The organism is Pseudomonas sp. E141 (genome assembly GCF_052659885.1).
The window spans coordinates 1,766,865-1,789,654 of the sequence record NZ_CP084024.1 but is presented as its reverse complement, the minus strand read 5'-3'; the positions used below and the strand labels follow the sequence as shown (position 1 = coordinate 1,789,654).

General features: G+C 58.7%; 28 protein-coding genes, 1 tRNA gene and 1 pseudogene. 8 read left to right on the top strand and 22 right to left on the bottom strand.

From position 1 onward, the window contains the following. The first annotated feature begins 89 nt into the window (after nucleotides 1–89). Entirely contained in the window at nucleotides 90–362 is a 273-nt protein-coding gene (locus GKKCFE_RS08065) for a hypothetical protein (RefSeq protein WP_445577699.1), read from the top strand. Nucleotides 363–695: 333 nt separating this feature from the next. Beyond that, a pseudogene (locus GKKCFE_RS08060) lies at nucleotides 696–915 on the top strand (integrase); the annotation flags it as partial. Between the two features lie 78 nt (nucleotides 916–993). Here the strand turns inward: GKKCFE_RS08060 and GKKCFE_RS08055 are convergent. From GKKCFE_RS08055 to thrS, 9 genes are all read right to left on the bottom strand, one after another. Beyond that, a tRNA-Pro gene (locus GKKCFE_RS08055) sits at nucleotides 994–1,070 on the bottom strand. A gap of 89 nt (nucleotides 1,071–1,159) precedes the next feature. Further along, complete coding sequence (locus tag GKKCFE_RS08050; protein WP_445577698.1) at nucleotides 1,160–1,516, bottom strand: MerR family transcriptional regulator; 357 nt, start codon at nucleotides 1,514–1,516, stop codon at nucleotides 1,160–1,162. After that, nucleotides 1,497–1,799, bottom strand: coding sequence for an integration host factor subunit alpha (gene ihfA, locus GKKCFE_RS08045; RefSeq protein WP_002553164.1), 303 nt, complete (start codon nucleotides 1,797–1,799; stop codon nucleotides 1,497–1,499). Before ihfA ends, GKKCFE_RS08050 begins: the two co-directional genes overlap by 20 nt. Before the next feature lie 3 nt (nucleotides 1,800–1,802). Continuing rightward, nucleotides 1,803–4,181, bottom strand: a complete 2,379-nt coding sequence (gene pheT, locus GKKCFE_RS08040; protein WP_445577697.1) for a phenylalanine--tRNA ligase subunit beta — start codon at nucleotides 4,179–4,181, stop codon at nucleotides 1,803–1,805. A gap of 36 nt (nucleotides 4,182–4,217) precedes the next feature. Continuing rightward, nucleotides 4,218–5,234 (bottom strand): phenylalanine--tRNA ligase subunit alpha, encoded by a 1,017-nt coding sequence (pheS, locus tag GKKCFE_RS08035; RefSeq protein WP_047229332.1) that lies wholly within the window; start codon nucleotides 5,232–5,234, stop codon nucleotides 4,218–4,220. Nucleotides 5,235–5,343: 109 nt separating this feature from the next. Then, the gene (rplT, locus tag GKKCFE_RS08030) at nucleotides 5,344–5,700 is read right to left on the bottom strand and encodes a 50S ribosomal protein L20 (RefSeq protein ID WP_002553161.1); all 357 of its coding nucleotides are present in this window, start codon (nucleotides 5,698–5,700) and stop codon (nucleotides 5,344–5,346) included. A gap of 30 nt (nucleotides 5,701–5,730) precedes the next feature. Further along, complete coding sequence (gene rpmI, locus GKKCFE_RS08025) at nucleotides 5,731–5,925, bottom strand: 50S ribosomal protein L35 (RefSeq protein WP_002553160.1); 195 nt, start codon at nucleotides 5,923–5,925, stop codon at nucleotides 5,731–5,733. Nucleotides 5,926–5,985: 60 nt separating this feature from the next. After that, nucleotides 5,986–6,537 (bottom strand): translation initiation factor IF-3, encoded by a 552-nt coding sequence (infC, locus tag GKKCFE_RS08020; RefSeq protein WP_169432615.1) that lies wholly within the window; start codon nucleotides 6,535–6,537, stop codon nucleotides 5,986–5,988. Further along, on the bottom strand, nucleotides 6,537–8,459 hold the full coding sequence (gene thrS, locus GKKCFE_RS08015; RefSeq protein WP_003203626.1) for a threonine--tRNA ligase: 1,923 nt from the start codon (nucleotides 8,457–8,459) through the stop codon (nucleotides 6,537–6,539). Before thrS ends, infC begins: the two co-directional genes overlap by 1 nt. Nucleotides 8,460–8,832: 373 nt before the next feature. Between thrS and GKKCFE_RS08010 the strand changes: the two genes are divergently transcribed. Next, a complete protein-coding gene (locus GKKCFE_RS08010; RefSeq protein ID WP_047229331.1) occupies nucleotides 8,833–9,135 on the top strand; it encodes a hypothetical protein in 303 nt (100 codons plus the stop codon). Between the two features lie 289 nt (nucleotides 9,136–9,424). Beyond that, the gene (locus GKKCFE_RS08005; protein ID WP_047229330.1) at nucleotides 9,425–9,637 is read left to right on the top strand and encodes a cold-shock protein; all 213 of its coding nucleotides are present in this window, start codon (nucleotides 9,425–9,427) and stop codon (nucleotides 9,635–9,637) included. 66 nt (nucleotides 9,638–9,703) lie between these two features. Here GKKCFE_RS08005 and GKKCFE_RS08000 read toward each other — a convergent pair whose 3' ends face one another. Both GKKCFE_RS08000 and GKKCFE_RS07995 read right to left on the bottom strand, forming a co-directional pair. Beyond that, nucleotides 9,704–10,018: an I78 family peptidase inhibitor gene (locus tag GKKCFE_RS08000; protein ID WP_047229329.1), complete on the bottom strand. Its 315-nt coding sequence runs from the start codon at nucleotides 10,016–10,018 to the stop codon at nucleotides 9,704–9,706. A gap of 163 nt (nucleotides 10,019–10,181) precedes the next feature. Next, entirely contained in the window at nucleotides 10,182–10,487 is a 306-nt protein-coding gene (locus tag GKKCFE_RS07995; protein WP_439125657.1) for a hypothetical protein, read from the bottom strand. Nucleotides 10,488–10,618: 131 nt separating this feature from the next. Here GKKCFE_RS07995 and GKKCFE_RS07990 point away from each other — a divergent pair, with 131 nt between their 5' ends. After that, complete coding sequence (locus GKKCFE_RS07990) at nucleotides 10,619–10,816, top strand: hypothetical protein (protein WP_047229327.1); 198 nt, start codon at nucleotides 10,619–10,621, stop codon at nucleotides 10,814–10,816. A gap of 44 nt (nucleotides 10,817–10,860) precedes the next feature. On the opposite strand, the gene GKKCFE_RS07985 is transcribed toward GKKCFE_RS07990, so the two are convergent. The 8 genes from GKKCFE_RS07985 to GKKCFE_RS07950 form a co-directional block, all read right to left on the bottom strand. After that, nucleotides 10,861–11,889 (bottom strand): nucleoside hydrolase, encoded by a 1,029-nt coding sequence (locus tag GKKCFE_RS07985; RefSeq protein WP_076385524.1) that lies wholly within the window; start codon nucleotides 11,887–11,889, stop codon nucleotides 10,861–10,863. Nucleotides 11,890–11,918: 29 nt separating this feature from the next. Further along, nucleotides 11,919–12,323 carry a D-ribose pyranase gene (gene rbsD / locus GKKCFE_RS07980; RefSeq protein ID WP_281459385.1) on the bottom strand — a complete coding sequence of 135 codons (405 nt, stop codon included), beginning with the start codon at nucleotides 12,321–12,323 and terminating at the stop codon, nucleotides 11,919–11,921. Continuing rightward, nucleotides 12,320–13,234, bottom strand: coding sequence for a ribokinase (gene rbsK / locus GKKCFE_RS07975; RefSeq protein WP_339490665.1), 915 nt, complete (start codon nucleotides 13,232–13,234; stop codon nucleotides 12,320–12,322). Before rbsK ends, rbsD begins: the two co-directional genes overlap by 4 nt. 23 nt (nucleotides 13,235–13,257) lie before the next feature. After that, nucleotides 13,258–14,277 (bottom strand): LacI family DNA-binding transcriptional regulator, encoded by a 1,020-nt coding sequence (locus GKKCFE_RS07970; RefSeq protein ID WP_445577696.1) that lies wholly within the window; start codon nucleotides 14,275–14,277, stop codon nucleotides 13,258–13,260. A gap of 3 nt (nucleotides 14,278–14,280) precedes the next feature. After that, a complete protein-coding gene (locus GKKCFE_RS07965; protein WP_047229322.1) occupies nucleotides 14,281–15,258 on the bottom strand; it encodes an ABC transporter permease in 978 nt (325 codons plus the stop codon). Continuing rightward, nucleotides 15,255–16,808, bottom strand: coding sequence for a sugar ABC transporter ATP-binding protein (locus tag GKKCFE_RS07960; RefSeq protein WP_139050683.1), 1,554 nt, complete (start codon nucleotides 16,806–16,808; stop codon nucleotides 15,255–15,257). The genes GKKCFE_RS07965 and GKKCFE_RS07960 overlap by 4 nt, the downstream gene beginning before the upstream one ends. A gap of 58 nt (nucleotides 16,809–16,866) precedes the next feature. Continuing rightward, nucleotides 16,867–17,823, bottom strand: coding sequence for a sugar ABC transporter substrate-binding protein (locus tag GKKCFE_RS07955; RefSeq protein WP_047229320.1), 957 nt, complete (start codon nucleotides 17,821–17,823; stop codon nucleotides 16,867–16,869). 168 nt (nucleotides 17,824–17,991) lie between these two features. After that, nucleotides 17,992–18,438, bottom strand: a complete 447-nt coding sequence (locus GKKCFE_RS07950) for a hypothetical protein (RefSeq protein ID WP_047229319.1) — start codon at nucleotides 18,436–18,438, stop codon at nucleotides 17,992–17,994. A 133-nt stretch (nucleotides 18,439–18,571) separates the two neighbouring features. Between GKKCFE_RS07950 and GKKCFE_RS07945 the strand changes: the two genes are divergently transcribed. Beyond that, the gene (locus GKKCFE_RS07945; protein ID WP_076385536.1) at nucleotides 18,572–18,871 is read left to right on the top strand and encodes a DUF1654 domain-containing protein; all 300 of its coding nucleotides are present in this window, start codon (nucleotides 18,572–18,574) and stop codon (nucleotides 18,869–18,871) included. 5 nt (nucleotides 18,872–18,876) lie between these two features. Next, nucleotides 18,877–19,566 carry an endonuclease gene (locus tag GKKCFE_RS07940; RefSeq protein ID WP_047229317.1) on the top strand — a complete coding sequence of 230 codons (690 nt, stop codon included), beginning with the start codon at nucleotides 18,877–18,879 and terminating at the stop codon, nucleotides 19,564–19,566. 157 nt (nucleotides 19,567–19,723) lie between these two features. On the opposite strand, the gene GKKCFE_RS07935 is transcribed toward GKKCFE_RS07940, so the two are convergent. Next, complete coding sequence (locus GKKCFE_RS07935; RefSeq protein ID WP_047229316.1) at nucleotides 19,724–20,089, bottom strand: SPOR domain-containing protein; 366 nt, start codon at nucleotides 20,087–20,089, stop codon at nucleotides 19,724–19,726. 248 nt (nucleotides 20,090–20,337) lie between these two features. On the opposite strand from GKKCFE_RS07935, the gene csrA reads away from it, so the two are divergent. Beyond that, the gene (gene csrA, locus GKKCFE_RS07930) at nucleotides 20,338–20,532 is read left to right on the top strand and encodes a carbon storage regulator CsrA (RefSeq protein WP_003179932.1); all 195 of its coding nucleotides are present in this window, start codon (nucleotides 20,338–20,340) and stop codon (nucleotides 20,530–20,532) included. A 202-nt stretch (nucleotides 20,533–20,734) separates the two neighbouring features. Here csrA and GKKCFE_RS07925 read toward each other — a convergent pair whose 3' ends face one another. Beyond that, nucleotides 20,735–21,190, bottom strand: a complete 456-nt coding sequence (locus GKKCFE_RS07925) for a DUF2214 family protein (RefSeq protein ID WP_445577695.1) — start codon at nucleotides 21,188–21,190, stop codon at nucleotides 20,735–20,737. A 201-nt stretch (nucleotides 21,191–21,391) separates the two neighbouring features. After that, nucleotides 21,392–22,774 carry a cysteine--tRNA ligase gene (gene cysS, locus GKKCFE_RS07920; RefSeq protein ID WP_047229314.1) on the bottom strand — a complete coding sequence of 461 codons (1,383 nt, stop codon included), beginning with the start codon at nucleotides 22,772–22,774 and terminating at the stop codon, nucleotides 21,392–21,394. Between the last annotated feature and the right edge of the window lie 16 nt (nucleotides 22,775–22,790).

Here is a 22,790-nt window from a genome sequence, read left to right as displayed (position 1 = left end):
GGCTGATCGTCAATGGCCACAAGCACATCGAGAACCGGGACTGGCCTACCAAGTTCCGTGGACGCTTCCTGATTCACGCATCAAATGGTATGACCCGGCAGGAGTACGAAGATACCAAGGGCTTCGCGGGATCAATGGGCACCGAAGTACCAGGGTTCGACGAACTTAAGAGGGGCGGTCTGGTTGGCGTCGCCCACCTCTATGATTGCGTTTATCAGGCGGAGTCGCCCTGGTTTTTCGGCAAGTACGGCTTCATTGTCGACTCGGTCGAGCCCATTTCGTTTGTGCCGTACAAGGGGCAGCTTGGGTTTTCGAAGTTCCTGAAGAGCGTTCTTGTTTCTGTCTTTCCCGGAATTTCGTGAAGAACCAAAAAAAAGCCCACCCTGACCAGCTGCGGCCACTCAGCATTTCTCTGAAACACCTGGCAGGGCGAACTACAGAACCTTATTCGAATGAGGCTTCCTCGTATATCAGCCATACCCTGATACAAGCCCCCACCAAAGCCATATAACTACAAACCAAACCCTTACAACTCACAGCCTGCTGGTAAACGGCGGGCGGAGCTATGCCATGAACAAAGAAGACCTCGCGGATCGTATATGCGCAATCGCCTACCCTTGCCGCATCCATAAAGACCTCTTCCAGGTCGCCAAGGGCTCTGGCCTGGTGATCGTCTACGGCGCCAGCGATTCGATGGGGTCCGGGAAGCGGCGGGTTGTTCAAGGGGTCGATAGAAGAGGAAATGCCGGGCTTCCACGAAGTGCGTGCGCTGTCGCTGCACCTGTATCAGAAAGCCGGAAAGGATGGGCAGAAGATCGCCGGCCATGCCATGACCAGAACTACCAGAGGGATCACGCGGATATCGTGTGGTCGGAGGCAATCCCCGACCTGAATATCAGCGAAATCACCGGTTAGTTTTGCGCATGTTTTGCGCGAGCACAAAAAAGCCGATCCATCTGATCGGCTTAACTGTCTGATTTTACTCAGGAATAATGGTCGGGACGGAGTGATTCGAACACTCGACCCCTAGCACCCCATGCTAGTGCGCTACCGGACTGCGCTACGCCCCGACTAGGCGTGAATCTTGTTCCGTCTCTCAACGGAACGCTCAGGAATATATCGCAAGCTTTTGAAAACTGGAAGATTTAAAAGCAGAAATTTATTTCTTGAGCACCACCAGCACATCTTCAAGCTCGGCGATCATCTGGCGAATCATCTGTTTGTACTGGGTTGTATCGTCTTTGGCCTCATTACCGGAGAGGCGCAAGCGCGCTCCGCCGATGGTGAACCCCTGGTCGTACAGCAGCGCGCGGATCTGCCGAATCATCAGCACGTCTTGTCGCTGATAATACCGGCGGTTACCGCGGCGCTTGACCGGGTTGAGTTGAGGAAACTCCTGCTCCCAATAGCGCAGCACATGCGGTTTTACCGCACACAGCTCGCTGACTTCACCAATGGTGAAGTAGCGTTTGCCTGGGATGACGGGTAGCTCGTCGTTATGACTTGGTTCCAGCATAAGCCTCAACTCGGGCCTTCAACTTCTGCCCTGGACGAAAGGTGACCACACGGCGAGCCGTGATCGGGATTTCTTCACCCGTTTTCGGATTGCGGCCAGGCCGCTGGCGTTTGTCCCGCAGGTCGAAATTGCCGAAACCGGACAATTTGACCTGTTCGTTGTCTTCCAGAGCGTGCCTGATTTCTTCGAAAAACAGTTCGACCAATTCTTTGGCCTCCCGTTTATTCAGGCCCAGCTCCTCATACAGACGTTCCGCCATCTCAGCTTTCGTCAGAGCCCCCATACGTCACTTCCTTAACGTGGCGTTCAACCTGTTTTCGAGCGAGGTGAGGATATTCTGCGTTGCGGTATTCACCTCATCGTCATTAAGAGTGCGCGATGGATGCTGCCAGGTCAAGCCGACTGCAAGGCTTTTTCTATGCGGATCAATGCCTTTACCCTGATACACGTCAAATAGCCTGAGGTCCGTGAGCCATTCGCCTGCATTTTCACGGATTACATCCAGTACGGCGCTGGATGCAACGTCGCGATCGGCCAGCAGCGCAAGGTCACGCCGCACTTCAGGAAAGCGCGATAACTCCTGGAATTTCGGCATTTTCCCCAGTGCCACTTCGCCCAGAACCAGCTCGAAAACAAACACAGGACGATCAAGCCCCAGGGTCTTGGACAGTTCAGGGTGAATCGCCCCGACATAGCCGACTTCACGCCCGTCACGCTCAATGCGTGCTGTCTGCCCCGGATGCAGCGCCGGATGCTTGCCCGGCACGAAGGTGAACGCACCGAGCGCACCGGCGAAGCCCAACACCGCTTCCACGTCAGCCTTGACGTCGAAGAAGTCGACGACATCGCGACATTGCGCCCAGCCTTCCGGCAAACGACTGCCGCAAACGACACCGGCCAGCATCGGCTCTTGCTTCAAGCCTTCCAACTGACCAACGAAACGCAAGCCGCTTTCGAACAGACGTACGCGGTCCTGTTGGCGGTTCAGGTTGTGCTGGAGCGACTTGACCAGGCCCGGCCACAGGGACGAGCGCATGGCGGCCATGTCGTTGGAAATCGGGTTGGCCAGCAACAGCGGCTCGACACCCGGATTGAACAGCTCGAACTGGCGTGGATCGATGAAGCTGTAGGTGATCGCTTCCTGATACCCACGAGCCACCAGCAGACGGCGCAGTTCCGGCAGGTCGCTACGGGCTTCGGCCTTGGCCTGTGGGGCCAGGCGCGCCTGCGGGTAGCGAACCGGCAAACGGTTGTAGCCGTACAGACGGGCCAGCTCTTCGATCAGGTCGACTTCCAGGCTGATATCGAAGCGATGGCTTGGCACTTCGACACGCCACTGCCCTGCCCCGTCGGCGCTGATGTTCAGGCCCAGGGCGCTGAGCAGGCGTTCGATTTCAGCCGGGTCCATTTCCATGCCGAGCATCTGCGTAATGCGCTGGGCACGCAGGGTGACCGGTGCGATTTTGGGCAGGTGCTGTTCGCTGACGGTTTCGATGATAGGGCCAGCTTCGCCGCCAGTGATTTCCAGCAGCAGGCCAGTGGCGCGCTCCATGGCTTCACGGGCCAGTTGCCAGTCCACGCCGCGCTCGTAACGGTGCGAGGCATCGGTGTGCAGGCCATAGGAACGGGCCTTGCCAGCCACCGCAATCTGGTCGAAGAACGCACTTTCAAGGAACACATCACGGGTCGTCGCGGAGACGCCGCTGTGCTCACCACCCATCACGCCGGCAATCGCCAGGGCACGGGAGTGGTCGGCGATGACCAGCGTATCGCTGCGCAGGGTCACTTCCTGGCCATCGAGCAGTACCAGCTTCTCGCCTTCCTCAGCCATGCGCACGCGGATGCCGCCGTTGATTTCGGCAAGGTCGAACGCGTGCAGCGGCTGACCCAGCTCCAGCATCACGTAGTTGGTGATGTCGACGGCAGCGTCGATGCTGCGCACGTCGGCGCGACGCAGGCGCTCGACCATCCACAGCGGGGTCGGCTTGGACAGGTCGACATTCCGGATAACGCGCCCCAGGTAACGTGGGCATGCCGCCGGCGCCAGCACTTCAACCGAGCGCACTTCATCATGCACCGCCGCCACGGTCGCGACCGCTGGACGTGCCACCGGGGCGGCATACAATGCACCCACCTCACGGGCCAGACCGGCCAGGGACAGGCAGTCGCCACGGTTCGGGGTCAGGTCGACCTCGATGCTCGCATCGTCCAGGCTCAGGTACTCACGGATGTCCTGGCCGACCGGTGCGTCAGCTGGAAGCTCCATCAGGCCATCGTTGCCTTCGCCAATCTGCAGTTCAGCCTGGGAGCACAACATGCCGTTGGACTCGACGCCACGCAGCTTGGCTTTCTTGATCTTGAAGTCGCCCGGCAGTTCGGCACCGATCATGGCGAACGGGATCTTCAGGCCCGGGCGCACATTTGGCGCGCCGCAGACCACTTGGAAGGTTTCCGCGCCATTGCTGACCTGGCACACCCGCAGCTTGTCGGCGTCCGGGTGCTGCTCGGTGCTCAGCACCTCGCCCACCACCACACCACTGAATTCACCGGCGGCCGGCGTCACGCTATCGACCTCAAGACCGGCCATCGACAGACGAGCAACCAGCTCGTCCCGGCTTACCTGCGGGCTTACCCAGCCGCGCAGCCATTGTTCACTGAATTTCATCCTGCTCTCCTATTAGATTCGTTACGGGTCTGCGGCTTAGCGAAATTGCGCAAGGAACCGCAAGTCGTTGTCGAAGAACAGGCGCAAGTCATTTACACCGTAACGCAGCATGGCCAGACGCTCGACGCCCATGCCGAAAGCAAAACCCGAGAACTCTTCCGGGTCGATCCCGGACATACGCAGCACGTTCGGGTGAACCATGCCGCAGCCCATGACCTCCAGCCAGCCGGTCTGCTTGCAGACGCGGCAGCCTTTACCGCTGCACATCACGCATTCCATATCGACTTCAGCGGATGGCTCGGTGAACGGGAAGTACGAAGGACGGAAACGCACCGCCAGTTCTTTCTCGAAGAACACCCGCAGGAACTCTTCGATAGTCCCTTTCAGGTCGGCGAAATTGATGTCGCGATCCACCAGCAGGCCTTCGACCTGATGGAACATCGGCGAGTGGGTGATATCGGAGTCGCTACGGTACACACGGCCTGGGCAGACAATGCGGATCGGCGGCTGCTGCGATTCCATGGTGCGGACCTGTACCGGCGAGGTATGGGTGCGCAACAGCATGTTCGCATTGAAATAGAAGGTGTCATGCATCGACCGGGCCGGGTGATGGCCTGGGATGTTGAGCGCCTCGAAGTTGTGATAGTCGTCTTCGACCTCAGGGCCTTCGGCAATGCCGTAGCCGATGTGGGTGAAGAACTGCTCGATACGTTCCAGGGTCCGGGTGACCGGATGCAAACCACCGGAAGTCTGGCCGCGGCCAGGCAGGGTCACGTCGATGGATTCGGCGGCGAGCTTGGCAGCCAGATCCGCTTCCTCGAACAATGCCTTGCGCGCATTAAGGACTTCTGTAACACGCTCCTTGGCAACGTTGATCAGCGCACCGACCTGCGGACGCTCTTCGGCCGGCAGGTTCCCCAGGGTCTTCATCACCTGAGTCAACTCGCCCTTCTTGCCAAGGTAGTGAACCCGGATTTGCTCCAGGGCATTGATATCTTCAGCGCTTTGCACAGCCTCTAGTGCTTGAGAGACCAGCGCGTCCAGGTTTTCCATGTACAGACTCCAGATACAAAATAGGGGAAGAGCTTGAAGGCTCTTCCCCTATTTATGACGTTTAACACCTGGCCCCACAGAGGTGAGGCCGGGTGACTGTCGGGGGTACTTAAGCCAAGGTGGCTTTAGCTTTCTCGACAATCGCAGCAAACGCCGCTTTTTCGTTCACTGCCAGATCAGCCAGAACCTTACGGTCGATCTCGATGGACGCTTTTTTCAGGCCGGCAATGAAACGGCTGTAGGACAGACCGTTAACACGAGCACCAGCGTTGATACGAGCGATCCACAGAGCGCGGAACTGACGTTTTTTCTGACGACGGTCACGGTAGGCGTATTGGCCTGCCTTGATTACCGCTTGCTTGGCAACACGGAATACGCGGGAACGCGCGCCGTAGTAGCCTTTAGCAAGTTTCAGAATTTTTTTGTGACGCTTACGGGCAATGACGCCACGCTTTACACGAGCCATGAGTTACTTCCTCTATTCTTGATCCAAAAATTAACGAAGGCGCAGCATGCGCTCGACTTTTGCCACGTCAGACGGATGCAGCAAGCTGCTACCGCGCAGTTGACGCTTACGCTTGGTCGACATTTTGGTCAGGATGTGGCTCTTGAAAGCGTGCTTGTGCTTGATACCGTTAGCAGTTTTCAGAAACCGCTTAGCAGCACCACTTTTAGTTTTCATCTTTGGCATGTTCGGATACTCCGCATTCAGTTGATAAACATAATCGCAAGGCCTGCCGTGCCCTGTTGATTACTTCTTCTTTTTCGGGGCGATGACCATGATCAGCTGGCGTCCTTCCATCTTAGGATGCTGTTCGACCGAACCGTATTCGAGCAGGTCTTGTTCAACCCGCTTGAGGAGTTCCATCCCCAGCTCCTGGTGGGCCATCTCACGGCCGCGGAATCGCAAGGATACCTTGGCCCTGTCCCCGTCACTCAGGAAACGTACCAGGTTGCGCAGTTTTACCTGGTAATCCCCTTCCTCCGTCCCTGGACGAAACTTGATTTCTTTTACCTGAATCTGCTTCTGGTTTTTCTTCGCCGCGGCAATCTGCTTCTTCTTTTCGAAGATCGACTTGCCGTAGTCCATCACCCGGCAAACCGGCGGGACTGCGTCTGCGGAAATTTCTACCAGATCAAGCTTGGCTTCTTCAGCAATACGAAGCGCTTCATCAATCGAGACGATGCCAATCTGCTCGCCGTCAGCGCCAATTAACCGAACCTCGCGTGCCGAGATATTCTCGTTGATCGGGGCTTTCGGTGCAGCTCGTTTATCTTGTCTCATTTCACGCTTAATAATAATTACTCCAAATCTGGGCGACCACGCCGGGAAACCGCTTGCGCGAGGAACTCAGCGAATTCGGCGACGGGCATCGAGCCCAGGTCAGCACCTTCACGAGTACGCACAGCGACAGTCTGCATCTCGACCTCCCGATCTCCAATAACCAAGAGAAAGGGAACCTTGAGCAAAGTATGCTCGCGGATTTTAAAGCCGATCTTTTCATTTCTCAAGTCGGACTTGGCACGAAATCCGCTTTGGTTGAGAGTTTTTTCGACCTCGGCGGCAAAATCTGCCTGTTTATCAGTGATATTCATGATCACTGCCTGGGTCGGCGCCAACCACGCGGGGAACGCACCCTCGTAGTGTTCGATCAGAATCCCGACGAAGCGCTCGAACGAACCGAGGATCGCGCGGTGAAGCATGACCGGGTGCTTGCGGCTGTTGTCTTCGGACACGTATTCGGCGCCCAGACGGATCGGCAGGTTAAAATCGAGCTGCAGGGTACCACACTGCCACACGCGACCAAGGCAATCTTTGAGCGAGAACTCGATCTTCGGCCCGTAGAAAGCCCCTTCGCCCGGTTGCAGATCGTACGCAAGGCCCGCGCTATCGAGGGCAGCGGCCAGGGCTGCTTCGGCGCGATCCCACAACTCATCGGAACCAACGCGTTTTTCCGGACGAGTGGACAGCTTCATCTCGACTTCGGTAAAGCCGAAGTCACGGTAGACGTCCATGGTCAGCTTGATGAAGGCAGCGGATTCGGCCTGCATCTGCTCTTCGGTGCAGAAGATATGCGCATCGTCCTGGGTGAAGGCACGCACGCGCATGATGCCGTGCAGCGCACCCGATGGCTCGTTACGGTGGCAGGCACCGAACTCGGCCAGGCGCATCGGCAACTCGCGGTAGCTTTTCAGGCCTTGGTTGAACACCTGCACGTGGCAAGGGCAGTTCATCGGCTTGATGGCGTAGTCGCGGTTTTCCGACTGGGTAGTGAACATGTTGTCGGCGTAGTTGGCCCAGTGCCCGGATTTCTCCCACAGGCTACGGTCAACCACTTGCGGCGTCTTGATCTCCAGGTAGCCGTTTTCACGCTGGACCTGGCGCATGTACTGCTCGAGCACCTGGTACAGGGTCCAACCGTTCGGATGCCAGAACACCATGCCCGGGGATTCTTCCTGGGTGTGGAACAGGCCCAGGCGCTTGCCGATCTTGCGATGGTCACGCTTCTCGGCTTCCTCGATACGCTGGATGTAAGCCGCCAGTTGCTTCTTGTCGGCCCAGGCAGTGCCGTAGACGCGCTGCAGCTGCTCGTTCTTCGCATCGCCACGCCAATAGGCGCCGGACAGCTTGGTCAGCTTGAAGGACTTCAGGAAGCGGGTGTTCGGCACATGCGGGCCACGGCACATGTCGACGTATTCTTCGTGGTAGTACAGGCCCATGGCCTGCTCGTCCGGCATGTCTTCCACCAGACGCAGCTTGTAATCCTCACCACGCGCCTTGAACACTTCGATGACTTCGGCACGCGGGGTCACTTTCTTGATGACGTCGTAATCTTTCTCGATCAGCTGCTGCATGCGCTGTTCGATGGCCGCCATGTCTTCCGGCGTGAAAGGACGCTCAAAGGCGATGTCGTAATAGAAGCCTTCGTCGATGACAGGCCCGATGACCATCTTCGCGCTCGGGTACAGCTGCTTGACCGCATGGCCCACCAGGTGCGCGCAAGAGTGGCGAATGATCTCCAGCCCCTCTTCATCCTTTGGCGTGATGATTTGCAGCGTGGCGTCGCTGTCGATGACATCGCTGGCATCGACCAGTTTGCCGTTGACCTTGCCAGCCAGGGTGGCCTTGGCCAGGCCCGCGCCGATGGATGCTGCGACCTCGGCTACGGAAACCGGGTGATCGAATGAACGTTGACTGCCGTCGGGAAGAGTAATAGTTGGCATGGCGCCTCCTCTCCTAGTGGTGACCCCTACCAAAGGTCACGTGGGTTGGGATGAGCCAGTACAAGATCCAGTCCAGGCCATTCAATGACGAACGCCTGCCTTACAGCGGCAGGAGCCTTACGGCCAACCGGGAAAACCGAACCAGAGTGACTGGGATTCAAATCAGGGTTAATCGAACATTTGCCGCAGCCGGGACCTGTTGTCCTCCGGAGCCTGAAAATACCCGAGCCCGGCATGCTAGCACAGATGAACGGTCATCGCCGCGCCCGGATTGAAGCGGACGTAAATCCTCGGTTTTTATGCCAGAGTGCTGAACTGTACCGCCCGCTACGCCTCAGATAACAAGACATCGACCCGAAAGGAGCATCTTCGCATGCGTCTGAACACATTATTTGCAGTAGTCGCCCCCCTCGCCCTGCTGCTCCCGCTGACCGCCCACGCCGAATGGCCCAAGGGGGAGCGTGAAAAATACATGGCCCAATGCACCGAGGCGGCCACGCCACAGATCGGCGCGGCAGCGGCCAAATCCCATTGCGCCTGTGGCGCCGATGCGATCAAGTCCTACCCGGCAGCCGACATTCAAGCCTTGATGGACAATAAGGCGACACCGCAGCTGCAGCAAAAAGCACTGGGGCAGATTGCAAAATGCAAGGCCGATAACAAGGCCAAAAAGTAAGAAAACAGGTCTTTGCACGGAGCCGTGCATCGATAAAAAACGCTGATTTCGGGCCTTTTTGACCGATTTATTCAGGTTTTACAGCTTTTTTTATCGTCTTTACGTTCGGCTGAAAGCCTTTAAAACCGGGCCTTTCAGCCGGATCAGGCAGTAAAGAAAACACGACTGATTGGCAAACAGCGCGTGCGGGGGGCTCCCAAATCGAACATTTCGACTATGATACCCCGGTGTGCCCAGTTGGCCTGAGCAGCACAGTACACTGAAAATATATGTTTCTTGGAGATACACCATGTCTAATCGCCAAACCGGCACCGTTAAATGGTTCAACGATGAAAAAGGCTTCGGCTTCATCACTCCTACAGGTGGCGGTGACGACCTGTTCGTACACTTCAAAGCTATCGAAAGCGACGGTTTCAAAAGCCTGAAAGAAGGCCAGACCGTTTCCTTCGTGGCTGAGAAAGGCCAAAAGGGTATGCAAGCTGCACAGGTTCGCCCAGAGTAATTACTCGGCGAGCACAAAAAACCCCGTCCATGTGACGGGGTTTTTTATGGGCGATTGAAAAATCAATCAGCCGCAGTTCACCCGATTGATGATCAGATTGGCGTCAGTGTTGAGATTCAGGCGATCCGAGCGGTACTCAAGCGTCACCATATCGTTGGGCTTAAGGATCCGCGCATATTGCGCACCGGCGCGGGTGCGGGCTTGTTCCAGCAGTTGCGGCGAGGCCTTCTTGCCGATGGCGAACTCGGCAGCTGTTGCTTCGCAGCGGCTGTAGCCTGTTTCTGTTGCTACCGGATCAGGGGTCGATTCAGAGGTGCTGCTGCAACCGCTCAAGAGCGCGACGGCCAGCAAAGTACCCAATGACGCGAGCTTCCAAGGCATGAAGCCTCCTTTTGTTGATGATTAAACAGAGAGCGTGCGACAGCCCAAACGAAGCTTGGTTTCAACCCAAGGGCTATCATGGTGCCCTCATCAGGAAAACAGGCAGTTTGCCTGAGCCGACATCCCGCTTCAGGGGTGAATCGTGACTGAATATGAATCGTGCTCAGTAAACGTCGATGTAGTCAAAGGGCGGATTGGGCCAGTTGTCCTTCAACGCATTGTAGATCTGCATGACCCAGACCTCGTCACTGGCGGCGACCAGCCCGACGTAGCCTGAACCTTTTGCCCACGTTTCCAGCCGAAACGATAGCCCGTCGATGTCCACACCGCCCACCACGCCCGAAGACAAATAGGCGATACCCGCCTTGGTCACGCGCAGTTGGGTGTGCTCGTCATCACTGGCCGAAGCCAGCAACTGACGAACCGCGTCGATGGTCAACCCGTCAGGAGCGTTCAAATCGATCTGCACGGCGGGGGCCTCTTCAGAAAGTCAAAAAGCAAGTGTCGCACAGCCCTTCCCTGATGCCTAAGTCGCAGTGCAAAACCCCAGGCAAAAATGGTTAACTCACCCTACAGACCTCCCAACTCGCGAGCCCGACCATGAGCACCGTCAGCATCGAAGCCACCATCAATGCCAAATGGTCGGAGGGCCACAGCTCCTACAGCCCTGGCAGCCCCGAAGAACTGGCAATCATCGGTATAGAACTGTTGGTCAAGGAGCTGGGAACGAAGGCGGCCCTGAACTTTATCCAGCAAGCGTTCGAACGATACCCCAGCAGCATTGAAGCAGTGGATTGAAACACACCCGCAGGCCTTGACCTGCGAGTGTTCGGCAAGACCGATTACTTCAGACGCGCCAAGCGCTCGGTCAGCAGGTCAAAAAAGCCCTGAGCGTCGCCATCCTGCACCCAGTAGGCATTTTTGGGTGCCTTCAGGCCGTCGTACCAGTCAACGATGGTCTGGCCAAAGGTCGGTCCTTCACGGCTGTCCACCACGACGTTGACCGAACGCCCGGTAAACAACTCTGGCTTGAGCAGGTAGGCAACCACCGTGGCATCGTGCACCGGTCCGCCCGTCATGCCGTAATGCTCCATATCACCTTTGACGTATTCGTTGAGAATGTCGCCGACGATCTTGCTGGCCTTGTTGTCCACGGCAGCGATCTGCTTCAGGCGTGCTTCGCTGGTGAGGATCTTGTGGGTCACATCCAGCGGCAGGTAAGTGAGCTTCACACCGCTCTTGAGCACCACTTCTGCGGCCTGTGGGTCAGCGTACAGGTTGAACTCGGCCACCGGGGTGATGTTGCCGCCATTGAAGTGCGCACCGCCCATGATCACCACTTCCTTGATGCCCTGGACAATTTCGGGCTCCTGTATCAATGCCAGGGCCAGGTTGGTCTGCGGGCCAAGCATGGCAATGGTGATGCTATGGGGCTTGGCAGCCTTGAGGGTGTCGATCAGGTAGTTGACGGCGTTGCCCTTGGCCAGACCCTTCTTCGGCTCATACACCTCGACACCCGACAGGCCTTCCTTGCCATGGATGTTTTCCGCGTAGATGGGCGTGCGCATCATCGGCTTCGGCGCGCCGGCATACACCGGCACGTCTTCGCGCCCCGCCCATTCCCGGGCCAGGCGAGCGTTGCGCGATGTCTTGTCCAGACGCACGTTGCCAGCGACGGTGGTCAACGCGCGGATATTCAGCTCTTCGGGGGAAGCCAGGGCAAACAACAGGGCAACCACATCGTCGGCCCCCGGATCAGTGTCGATGATCAGGTCGATTTTTTCCGCCGCCTGGGCGCTCGTAGCAGTGATCAGCGACAAAAGCAGCAGACTCCGGAACAGTTGACGCATTTTCTGAGCATAGCGGTGCATGGCGCATTCCTTGTGCAGGGTTGAGAAGGTTAGAACGTTACTCCGGCAATCAACACGATGTTGCAATACGGGGAGCATTCTCCCGTGCGAATAATCGCCCGAGCTTGCTTGCTGACCGCCTTGAATTGTTCATGGCTGACCAGCTCCCGCGCCCCCAGCGCGCCATCGGCATGCAGTGCCTCCAATGTCGCCAGGGCCGCAGGTTGTTTATCGAAAATCTCTTCAGCGAGTACGTGGCTTTCCACCTGCATTTCGCTGAGCAGCACTTTCAGGGTGCTGACAAAATCCGGGATGCCGTGGGTCAGGGCCAGGTCGATCAACTCGACCTGTGGAGGCACCGGCAAACCCGCATCACCGATGACCACCTTGTCGCCATGGCCAAGGGAAGCGATCAGTCGCGACAGCGCGATATTCAACAACGGCGTCTTTTTCATGATTTGAAAGCCTGTACTTCCAGCAAGGTGGGAATGGAGGGCTGCGCCCCCGCACGGGTGACCGACAACGCGGCGGCGACCTGACCAAAACGAATCGCCTCGACCTCGCTTTTGCCGTCAGCCAAGGCTGCCGCGAAGCCGCCGACAAAGGTGTCTCCGGCCGCCGTGGTGTCCACCGCCTTGACCAACGGCGCCGGGAAGTGCTGGAAACTCGCGCCGTTGGCGAACATCAGACCCTGGGCGCCCAGGGTCACGATCACCTTGCCGGCACCGGCGGCAAGCAATTGCGTCGCGGCCGCTTCGGCGGTTTCCAGAGAGTCCACCGCCAGCCCGCTCAGCACGGCGGCTTCGCTCTCATTGGGAATCAGATAGTCGATACAGGCGTACCAGTCGGCCGGCAAGGGCCGGGAGGCCGGCGCCGGGTTCAGGATGACGGTCTTGCCCAGTTCCCGACCGCGCTTGAGTGCATGCCCGACGGTCGCGTCCGGCACCTCGAGCTGGCAGATAATGACGTCGGCGCTACGCAGCACCTCATCGAACCGGTCGAGGACATCAGGGGTAAGCACGCCGTTGGCCCCGGCCACGATAACGATCGCATTCTGGCTGTTGTCGTCGACAACGATCAGCGCTACGCCGCTGGAGCCGGCCACGACACTGACCGACTGGCAATCGATGCCTTCGGCCAGCAGCGCCCCGCGCAGTTCCTGGCCGTAGGCATCACTGCCCACGCAACCGACCATGGACACCTTCGCTCCCAGGCGCGCCGCGGCCACGGCCTGATTGGCGCCCTTCCCGCCCGGGATGGTGCAGAACGACTCACCAATCAGCGTTTCACCGCCCTTGGGAAGACGGGGTGCACGGGTCACCAGGTCCATGTTCAGGCTGCCTACTACCACTACTTTTGCTGGCATACGTCTTCACTCATCAATTCGGTTCAGCGGTATTGGGCGAATGTACCTGACAGCGGTGCAGTCGACTCTCGCAAGACAATGCTGGGTGTCACGATGCGCTGATCGGTGGCCAGCCCCGGCGTTGCGATCCGCCGCAACAGCACTTCAGCGGCCATCTCACCGAGCTGCAGGATCGACTGCCCCACCGTGGTCAGCGCCGGATAGACATAACGGCTCATCTGAATGTCATCGAAACCAATGACCGACAGTTCACTGGGCACGCGCACGTTGCGCTCGGCGGCGGCGCGCAGCACACCGATTCCGATCATGTCGTTGGCCGCAAAAATCGCACTGGGCGGCCGTTGTTCGAGCAGCCTGGCCGCCGCCTGATAACCACCGGTGCTGGTGAAATCGCTTTCGAGCATGCGTTCGACGGGCAGCTCGACCCCGGCTTCTTTCAGGGCGCGGCAGTAACCGGCCAGACGCATCTGCGCCACGCTGGTGTCCGCCGGGCCACCGATAAAGGCGATATCACGGTGGCCAAGCTCCAGCAGGTGCTGGGTGGCGAGGTAGGCGCCGTGCTCATGATCGATGCGCACCAGGTCCGCGTCGACACCGTCGAGCCCACGGTCGACGATGACCATGGGCGTACGCACGCTGGTCAGCCCCTGGGCGAGACCGGCATCGCCGCCGGCGGAAGCGACGATCAGACCGTCGATGCGTTTTTCCAGCAGCACCCGCAGATAACTGCGCTGCTTGTCCGGGTTGTCGTCGGAGTTGCACAGGATCACGCAGTAGCCGTTGCGCTCACAGTAATCCTCGATCCCCCGGGCCAGTTCGGCGAAGTAGGGATTGAGACTGTTGGGCACCAGCAACCCGATGGTCGCAGTGGTCTTGGCCTTGAGCGAGCGGGCCACCGCGCTGGGCACGTAGTCGAGCTGCTCGATGGCGGCCTCGACCTTGAGTCGCACCTCTTCGCTGACCGGTCGCGTCTTGTTCACTACGTGGGAGACGGTCGTGTAGGAAATTCCCGCGAGCGCCGCCACATCCTTGATCGTCGCCATGGTTCAGGCCCGCCGACTGGCGCGCTGGCTGCGGTAAGTGTCGAGCACCACCGCAACCACAATCACCGCGCCGGTAATGATGCGCTTGGTCGGTTCGGTGGCGCCAATCTGCGCCAGGCCCGCGGCCAGTACGGAGATGATCAGCACACCAAAGAAGGTGCTGATGACCGAACCGCGCCCGCCCATCAGGCTCGTGCCGCCGATGACCACAGCAGCGATGACCTGCAGCTCGAGCCCCGAACCAGCGTTCGGGTCGGCCGCTTCCAGACGGGAAATCTGGAACAGCGCGGCCAGGCCGGCCAGCAACCCCATCAGGCTGAACACCAGGATCTTGTAAGGTTTTGGATTGATACCCGCCAGTCGCACGGCTTCTTCATTGGTGCCGATACCGATCAGATAACGGCCAAACACGGTGCGGGTCAGCACAGCCTGGGCGATGAAGATCACCAGCAAGGCAATGATGAAGGACGGTGAAATACCGAAGGCGATCGGATTGGATAGCCAAGCGAAGGAATCCCCGATGTAGGCCGTCCGCGAGCCGGTCATCTGGTAAGCCAGGCCTCGGGCCATTTCCAGCACGCCGAGGGAAACGATGAACGACGGGATCCGCCACGCCACGGTAATCGAACCGGTAACGGTGCCGGCCAGGGCCGCCACGGCCATGCCCAACAACGCCGCCGGCCAGACGCTCCAGCCCCAGCCCAGCACCGCCACGCTCACCGTCGATGCGGCCAGGGCCAGCACCGACCCGACCGATAGATCGATACCGCCGATGATCAGGATGAAGGTCATGCCGACCGCCAGCACCATGAGGTCTGGGATCTGGTTGGCCAGGGTGCTGAAGGTGTCATACGAAAGAAAATGGCTGCTCAGGACCGAGAACAACGCGATCATCGCCAACAAGGCCCCGGCCAGTCCCAGGTAGGTGCCCAGGCCATAGAAGTTGCCACTCGGTTTGCCGACGGCCGATACGGTTTTCATGAGAAGTCCCTAGGCGCTGCTTCGTTGAGCAACGCATCACGTTTCTGATAGCCGGCGAATGCGGCGGCAAGCAAGTCATCCTGGGTCCAGCTATCGCGCTCGAAGGTGTCAATCAGGCGGCCGGCGGACAGCACGCCGATCCGGTCACAAATCAGCATCAATTCCCGCAGGTCGCTGGACACCACAACCAACGCCTTGCCCTGGCGCGTCAGCTCACCGAGCAGCGCATAGATGTCGAATTTGGCGCCGACGTCGATGCCTCGGGTCGGCTCGTCGAACAGCAATACCGAGCAATCGCGCTCCAGCCAGCGGCCGATCACCACCTTCTGTTGATTGCCGCCCGACAGTTCGGACACCAACTGTGTCGGACTGGAGCTGCGGATTCGCATGGCGTCGATCTGTCGCTGCGCCAACGCGAACTCTTCGCTGCCATTGACGAAACCGCCGCTGGAGATTTCCGGCATGTTGCCCAAGGCAATGTTGGCGGCGATGGATTGAGTCAGTAGCAGGCCTTCGCCCTTGCGGTCCTCGGTGATCAGCGCGATGCCGTGGGCCACCGCATCGGACGGCGAGCGAATGCTGACGACATTGGCCGGCGAACCCAGCGCCACCGTGCCGCTGTCGGCCGCATCGGCGCCGAAGATCAACCGCAGCAGCTCGGTGCGCCCTGCCCCGATCAACCCGGAAATACCGAATATCTCGCCGCTGCGCACCTCGAAGGACACATCGCGGACCTTGTCCGAACGGCTCAAGCCGTTGACGGTCAACGCCGGCGCGCCGATCTGGCGCGGGCCCAGGTCGATGTGCTCGCCCAGCTCCCGCCCGACCATCAGCGTCACCAACTGCTCGCTGTTGTAGTTGGCCATCGGCTCGACGCAGACCAGGTTGCCGTCGCGCAGTACCGCAATGCGCTGAGCCACCCGAGCCAGTTCTTCGAGGCGATGGGAAATATAAATGATCGACACGCCCCGCGCCTGCAGACGAGTGATCTGCTCGAAGAGCATCTCCACCTCACGAGCGGTCAGCATCGCAGTCGGCTCGTCGAGAATCAGCACATGGCAATCGCCGATCAGGTTGCGGGCGATTTCGACCATCTGTTGGTGACCGATGCCCAACTCACTGACCAGTGTGTCAGGGTCGATTGCATCGAGCCCCACCTGGGCCATGGCCTCGACCGCCGCTTTGCGCAGTTGCTTGCGACTGATCCAGCCGCCACGACTGGGCAGGTTGTGGAGGAACAGGTTTTCGGCCACGGAAAGTGTCGGCAGCAGGTTGAGCTCCTGCATGACCATGCGCACGCCCAGCTCTTCAGCCTGGGTACGACTGCCAGGGCGATAATCCTGTCCCTGGAATTGCATCTGCCCGGTGGTCGGCGTCACCAACCCGCCGATGATCTTGGACAGGGTGCTCTTGCCGGCGCCATTTTCGCCGGTCAGCGCCAGCACTTCGCCGCGCATCAACGTCAGGTCGATGTCGCTCAGTACCGGTTGGGCATAGGTCTTGCCGATGCCGCTGACCGAAAGGACAGCGTTCGGGTCGCGAACGGACATAAAAAACTCTCCAATACGCTCGCCAACAAGGGCGAGCGTCGTTGTGTCGCCAGGATAACTACTGGGTCACCAGCTCGACCGGAGTTTCGATAACGCCGTTAGTGCCGCTGTCAACGGCTTCGCCCTTGAGGATCTTCAGGGCCGTCTCGATGCCGAAAACAGCCTGTTTGGCGGCGAACTGGTCGGCAGTCGCCAGGACGCGACCGTCCTTGAGCATAGGCTTGATGGCGTTGATGTTGTCATAACCGACCACTTTTACCTTGCCCGCCTTGCCGGCAGCGCGAATGGCCGATACCGCGCCGACCGCCATGCTGTCGTTACCGGCCAGCAGTGCCTTGATGTTCGGGTATTCGCTGAGCATCGAGGCGGCAACCTGATTGCCCTTGTTGATTTCCCAGTCGCCCGATTGCAGGGAAACGACCTTGATCTGCGCCGCTTCCATTGCATCCTTGAAGCCGGCGGTGCGTGCCTGGGCATTGGTGGTGGTGGACACGCCTTCAATGATACCGACCTCATCACCAGCCTTGAGCTGCTTGGCCAGGTACTCACCCACCAGGCGCGCGCCCTTGCGGTTGTCCGGGCCTACGAACGGCACAGTGATGTTTTTGCTTTTGACCACGTCCGGATCGAGCTGGTTATCGATGTTGATCACGGTGATGCCGGCGTCGACGGCTTTCTTGATCACCGGCACCATGGCCTTGGAGTCGGCTGGTGCGATGATGAGGGCATCGACCTTGGACACGATCATCTGCTCGACAATGCGGATCTGGTTGGCGGTGTCGGTTTCATCCTTGATCCCGTTGGAGATCAGGTCGAAATCGGCGGAGTGTTCCTTCTGATAGGCCTTGGCGCCATCTTCCATGGTCAGGAAGAACTCGTTGGCCAGGGATTTCATGACCAGGGCAACCTTGGGTTTTTCCGGGGTCTGGGCAAATGCCGAAGAGAAAGGCAGCGCAGCGGATGCGGCCGCGAGCATGGCGACGGCGAGAAGGCGTCCAGCGAATGGCAACTTCATGGGTTCACTCCGATTTTATGATTATTTTGAGCAAAATCGTTGCACGGGAAGTCGTTCCACAGGCCGTCGCCAAGCATCAACGAAGGCTGCGCAAACGTTTGCGTGAAGGGAACTATGGTAAAGCTTCCGGGTTTTGTCAACGTGCGGATTTCACCGCAAGGCTGGGGATCAGACGGTCGTGTTGACCAGGGCACCCGAGCCGGAGCCCTTGGCCAGCTCTGTGATCAGATGGCCAGTGACTTCCAGCAATGCACCGCTGGTGTCGGCAATCTGGCCTTGTATCGCCATGACCGCAGTGGTTTTGGCTTCGGGTGTCGGATAGACCTGCTTCTGCGCAGCAGACAACTGCTGTTGCTGTTCTCTGAGCTGCTGTTGCAGCTCTTGCATGCGTTTGAGCAACACCTGCACGGCAATGCTCTGGGTGCTCCCGCTCTTTTCGGTCTTGCCTTCGGACGCAGGGCTCATGCTCGTACGAACCTGGCCTGGCGCCTGCGTCTGGCCAAGGGTCTCATCGGCTGCCTCGGCGCTCGCTTGGCTCAAGGCCTTGAGCGTGGCCGCGGACTGGCCGCCGATGGTGACGGCAGCTGCATTTGGAAAGCCGACGGAAAACGACATAACAAAACTCCATGGATAAGATTCCTACGAAGGCCATCGACTGCTTGAGCGGCTTCTTTAGCTTAATTTTTCCTACACCAAAACGGAAAAAGCGTTGTCAGAGGATTTTCTTGAATTTTAAGCAGTTGCGTAAATGCCTACGGTTAAATACTGTACGCACGTACAGCTCAATAAGGATAATCCTGTGGCAACGCCGTCCGCTGCAACTACCCCCTTAGATTCCTATACCCGCCTCGGCCTGCGGGTCTCGAAAATCATCAACTCCCCCACCGCACAAAAAGCCAAGGCGGCCCTGATCTTCCGGCTTCCCGAGGAACCGGTGGATGAGTGGGAGCGCCTGCTGGAAGAAATCGACGAGAACGACAATGTGACCCTCGCCTATCGCGACGATGGCGGTGTGCAGGTGTTCTGGGTTGTGCCGAAGGAAGATTGAGCCTGATGAGTGTTCGTTGTTTTGCTTTATTGCTTGCGATTGTCGCCATGGGCGCGCAGGCCGATGCGCCCCGCACGTTCAGCGAGGCCAAGAAAGTCGCCTGGAAACTCTATGCCCCCCAATCCACCGAGTTCTACTGTGGCTGCAAATACTCAGGCAATCGCGTGAACCTGGCAGCCTGCGGTTATGTGCCGCGCAAAAACGCCAATCGCGCCGCGCGTATCGAGTGGGAGCATATCGTCCCGGCGTGGCAGATCGGGCATCAGCGTCAATGCTGGCAACAAGGCGGGCGGAAGAATTGCACCCGCCACGACCCGGTCTATCAACGGGCCGAGGCCGATCTTCATAACCTGGTGCCCAGCATCGGGGAAGTGAACGGCGACCGCAGCAACTTCAGCTTTGGCTGGCTGCCGGCGCAGACGGGCCAGTACGGCTCATGCCTGACCCAGGTGGATTTCAAGGCCAAGAAAGTCATGCCCCGCCCTTCCATCCGCGGAATGATCGCCCGGACGTATTTCTACATGAGCAAACAATACGGCCTGCGCCTTTCGAAACAGGACCGGCGCCTGTACGAAGCCTGGGACAAGACCTACCCGGTACAGAGCTGGGAGCGCCAGCGCAACCAGAGCGTGGCGTGCGTGATGGGGCGTGGCAACGAGTTCGTGGGCCCGGTGAATTTAAAGGCCTGCGGTTGATCTCGCATGGGTAAACAGCGCCAATCAACTGTGGGAGCTTGCTTGCTCGCGATAGGGGCATGCCCGTCAACGTCAACGTTGGCTGAGCCACTGCTATCGCGAGCAGGCTCGCTCCCACAGGTGTTGTGGCTTACCTGACTGTTCTGCTCTGCGGGGTTTATTGAGCGCTCGGGTAATCCACCACCAGCGACTCGATGTTGCGCTTTTTCGCTCGAACCAGGGCGGCGTTCAATTGCTCCTGCTTCGCCTCTGCTTCAGCCTTTGAATTGAAAGGCCCGACCAGAACCCGGTCCTTGCCATTGTCTTTCACCACACTCGATACAAAACTGTGCTCGATGAGCCAGGCGGTCAGGTCGCTGACCGCTTGCGGGATTTCGCCCCGGACCTCGACGCCCCATTGCGGCGCAGCGGCGGCGCTCGGTGCAGTGGTTGCCGCCACCTTTGGCTTCGGTGTGTCGACGTCACGCCCTTCACCGCATCCTGCCAGCGCCAATACCGCGATTACCCAAGCCAATTTGCGCACAACGTTTTACCCCGGAAGACATGGAGCGGGGATTTTAACACTCAAGCCCGTCAATAACGCCGTAAACAGCGCTCAAAACACGAGAAACCTGCACGGCGTCTCTGTATAGTCGCACCCTGGGAATTAATGCTGCGTCTGCGCGTCAGAAAGAGGCACCCACATTGTGACACTTGGCACTAATCTATAAGCAGTACCGACATCTGCACTGCCTGAATCAGGTGCCCTATAAAGCAATCAAGGAGAACACCATGCTGATACTCACCCGCAAAGTCGGTGAAAGCATAAACATTGGTGACGACATCACGATCACCATTCTGGGCGTTAGCGGCCAACAAGTCCGTATCGGCATCAACGCTCCGAAAAACGTTGCGGTGCATCGCGAAGAGATTTATCAGCGCATTCAGGCGGGCCTTACCGCCCCTGACAAGCCGCAAACGCCCTGAGCCCTGTAGCAGTCCGTAGCCAGCCCTTCTGCATCGTCGCAAGGCTGGCTAAAGATTCATGCCGACTGTCCCTCATCATCCCCGCTTCATTTCGCCTTTGATTTTTTCGTTCATCCCGTCAAACCGATACTAATGACATGGCTCATAGCATGGCTGTCAGACGTTTCGTTTTAATGGCGATGAAGCAGGTATTCGTGACGGCTCAACCCAGCCCCACGCCGCGGGCCATTCCTGTGGCAGCGACCACCATCAGCACCAGCAACAAAGCTTCAATGTGACTGATCCGCGCAAACCGGCCAGCTTTCGAAGGATCGATCGCACGCCCTTTGCCCAGCGCCATCCGCCATTTGATCAGCGCGATCATCGGCGCGATTTCAAGCAACAGGATCAGCACGAACAACGTCATCTTCAGGTGAAACAGCGGTTGGTGCAGGTAATAGTCCGTGCCTTTTTCAAACCCACCAAAAGCACGCATCCCGCCGGTCACCAGCAGGACCACCGCCGATAGCCCCCACAGGTTGTCCGCCATCAAGACATTTCGAACCGCGTCCGCACCGCCCGCCAGGCGTCGCAACGCCGTGCCACGGGTAAGTACCGCCCAGAACCCCAGGGCGAAAGCCAGAAGATGAATTGCCGCAAGAGACCAATGAGCCAACATGGAAGATTCCTGTCAGAGGATGTCGAATTGACCTGACAGTACTAGCTCATAAAACAATGATTGCCAGGAATAGGCATACAAAAAACTGTGGGAGCGAGCCTGCTCGCGATAGCGGTGTATCAGCCAACAACAATGTTGTCTGACACTCCGTCATCGCGAGCAGGCTCGCTTCCACAGGGGTATTGCGAACGCTAAAAGATTTTAGTCAGCCAAACGCCAGGTCGTCCCGCCCTTGCCGTCTTCCAGCACCACGCCCATGGCGGTGAGCTGGTCGCGGATGCGGTCGGATTCTGCCCAGTCCTTGTTGGCCCGCGCAGTCAGGCGCGCCTGGATCAACGCTTCGACCTCGGCGGCGTCCACGCGACCTTCGGCACCGGCCTGAAGGAAATCATCCGCCTCGAGCTGCAACACACCCAGGACGCCGGCCAGTTCTTTCAGACGCGCCGCCAGGCCCGCCGCCGCGTTGAGATCACTCTCCCGCAAACGATTGATCTCGCGCACCATCTCGAACAGCACCGCGCAGGCTTCCGGCGTGCCGAAGTCGTCGTTCATCACTTCAGTGAAACGCGCGACAAAGGCTTCGCCACCGGCGGCCGGGACCTTCGGCAGGCCCTTCAACGCATGGTAGAACCGCTCCAGGGCGCCCTTGGCGTCCTTGAGGTTGTCTTCCGAGTAGTTGATGGCGCTGCGATAGTGACTGGACACCAGCAGGTAACGCACGACTTCCGGGTGGTACTTGTCGAGCACGTCGCGGATGGTGAAGAAGTTGTTCAAGGACTTGGACATCTTCTCGCCGTTGATCCGGATCATGCCGCAATGCATCCACGCATTGGCGTAGGTCTTGCCGGTGGCCGCTTCGCTCTGGGCGATTTCGTTTTCGTGGTGCGGGAATTCCAGGTCGCTGCCGCCGCCATGAATGTCGAAGGTCTCGCCCAGGCAGCAGGTCGACATCACCGAGCATTCGATGTGCCAGCCCGGACGCCCGGCGCCCCACGGCGACTCCCAGCTCGGCTCACCCGGCTTAGCGGCTTTCCACAGCACGAAGTCCAGCGGGTCCTGTTTCGACTCGTCGACTTCGATGCGCGCGCCGATGCGCAGGTCTTCGATTTTCTTGCGCGACAGCTTGCCGTAGCCCATGAACTTGGCGACGCGGTAATACACGTCGCCATTGCCCGGTGCGTAGGCATAACCCTTGTCGATCAAGGTCTGGATCATCGCCAGCATGCCTGGGATGTGGTCCGTGGCACGGGGTTCCAGGTCGGGCTTGAGGATATTGAGGCGCGCCTCATCCTCGTGCATGGCCTTGATCATGCGCTCGGTCAGCGCATCGTAAGGCTCGCCGTTTTCCCGGGCACGGTTGATGATCTTGTCTTCGATGTCGGTGATGTTGCGCACGTAGGTCAGGTCATAACCGCTGAAACGCAACCAGCGGGTTACCAGGTCGAACGCAACCATGCTGCGACCATGGCCGATGTGGCAGTAGTCGTACACGGTCATCCCGCAGACGTACATGCGGACCTTGTTACCGTCCAGCGGCTTGAAGACTTCTTTGCTCTTGGTGAGCGTGTTGTAGATCGTAAGCACAGGGTTTCCCTTAAGA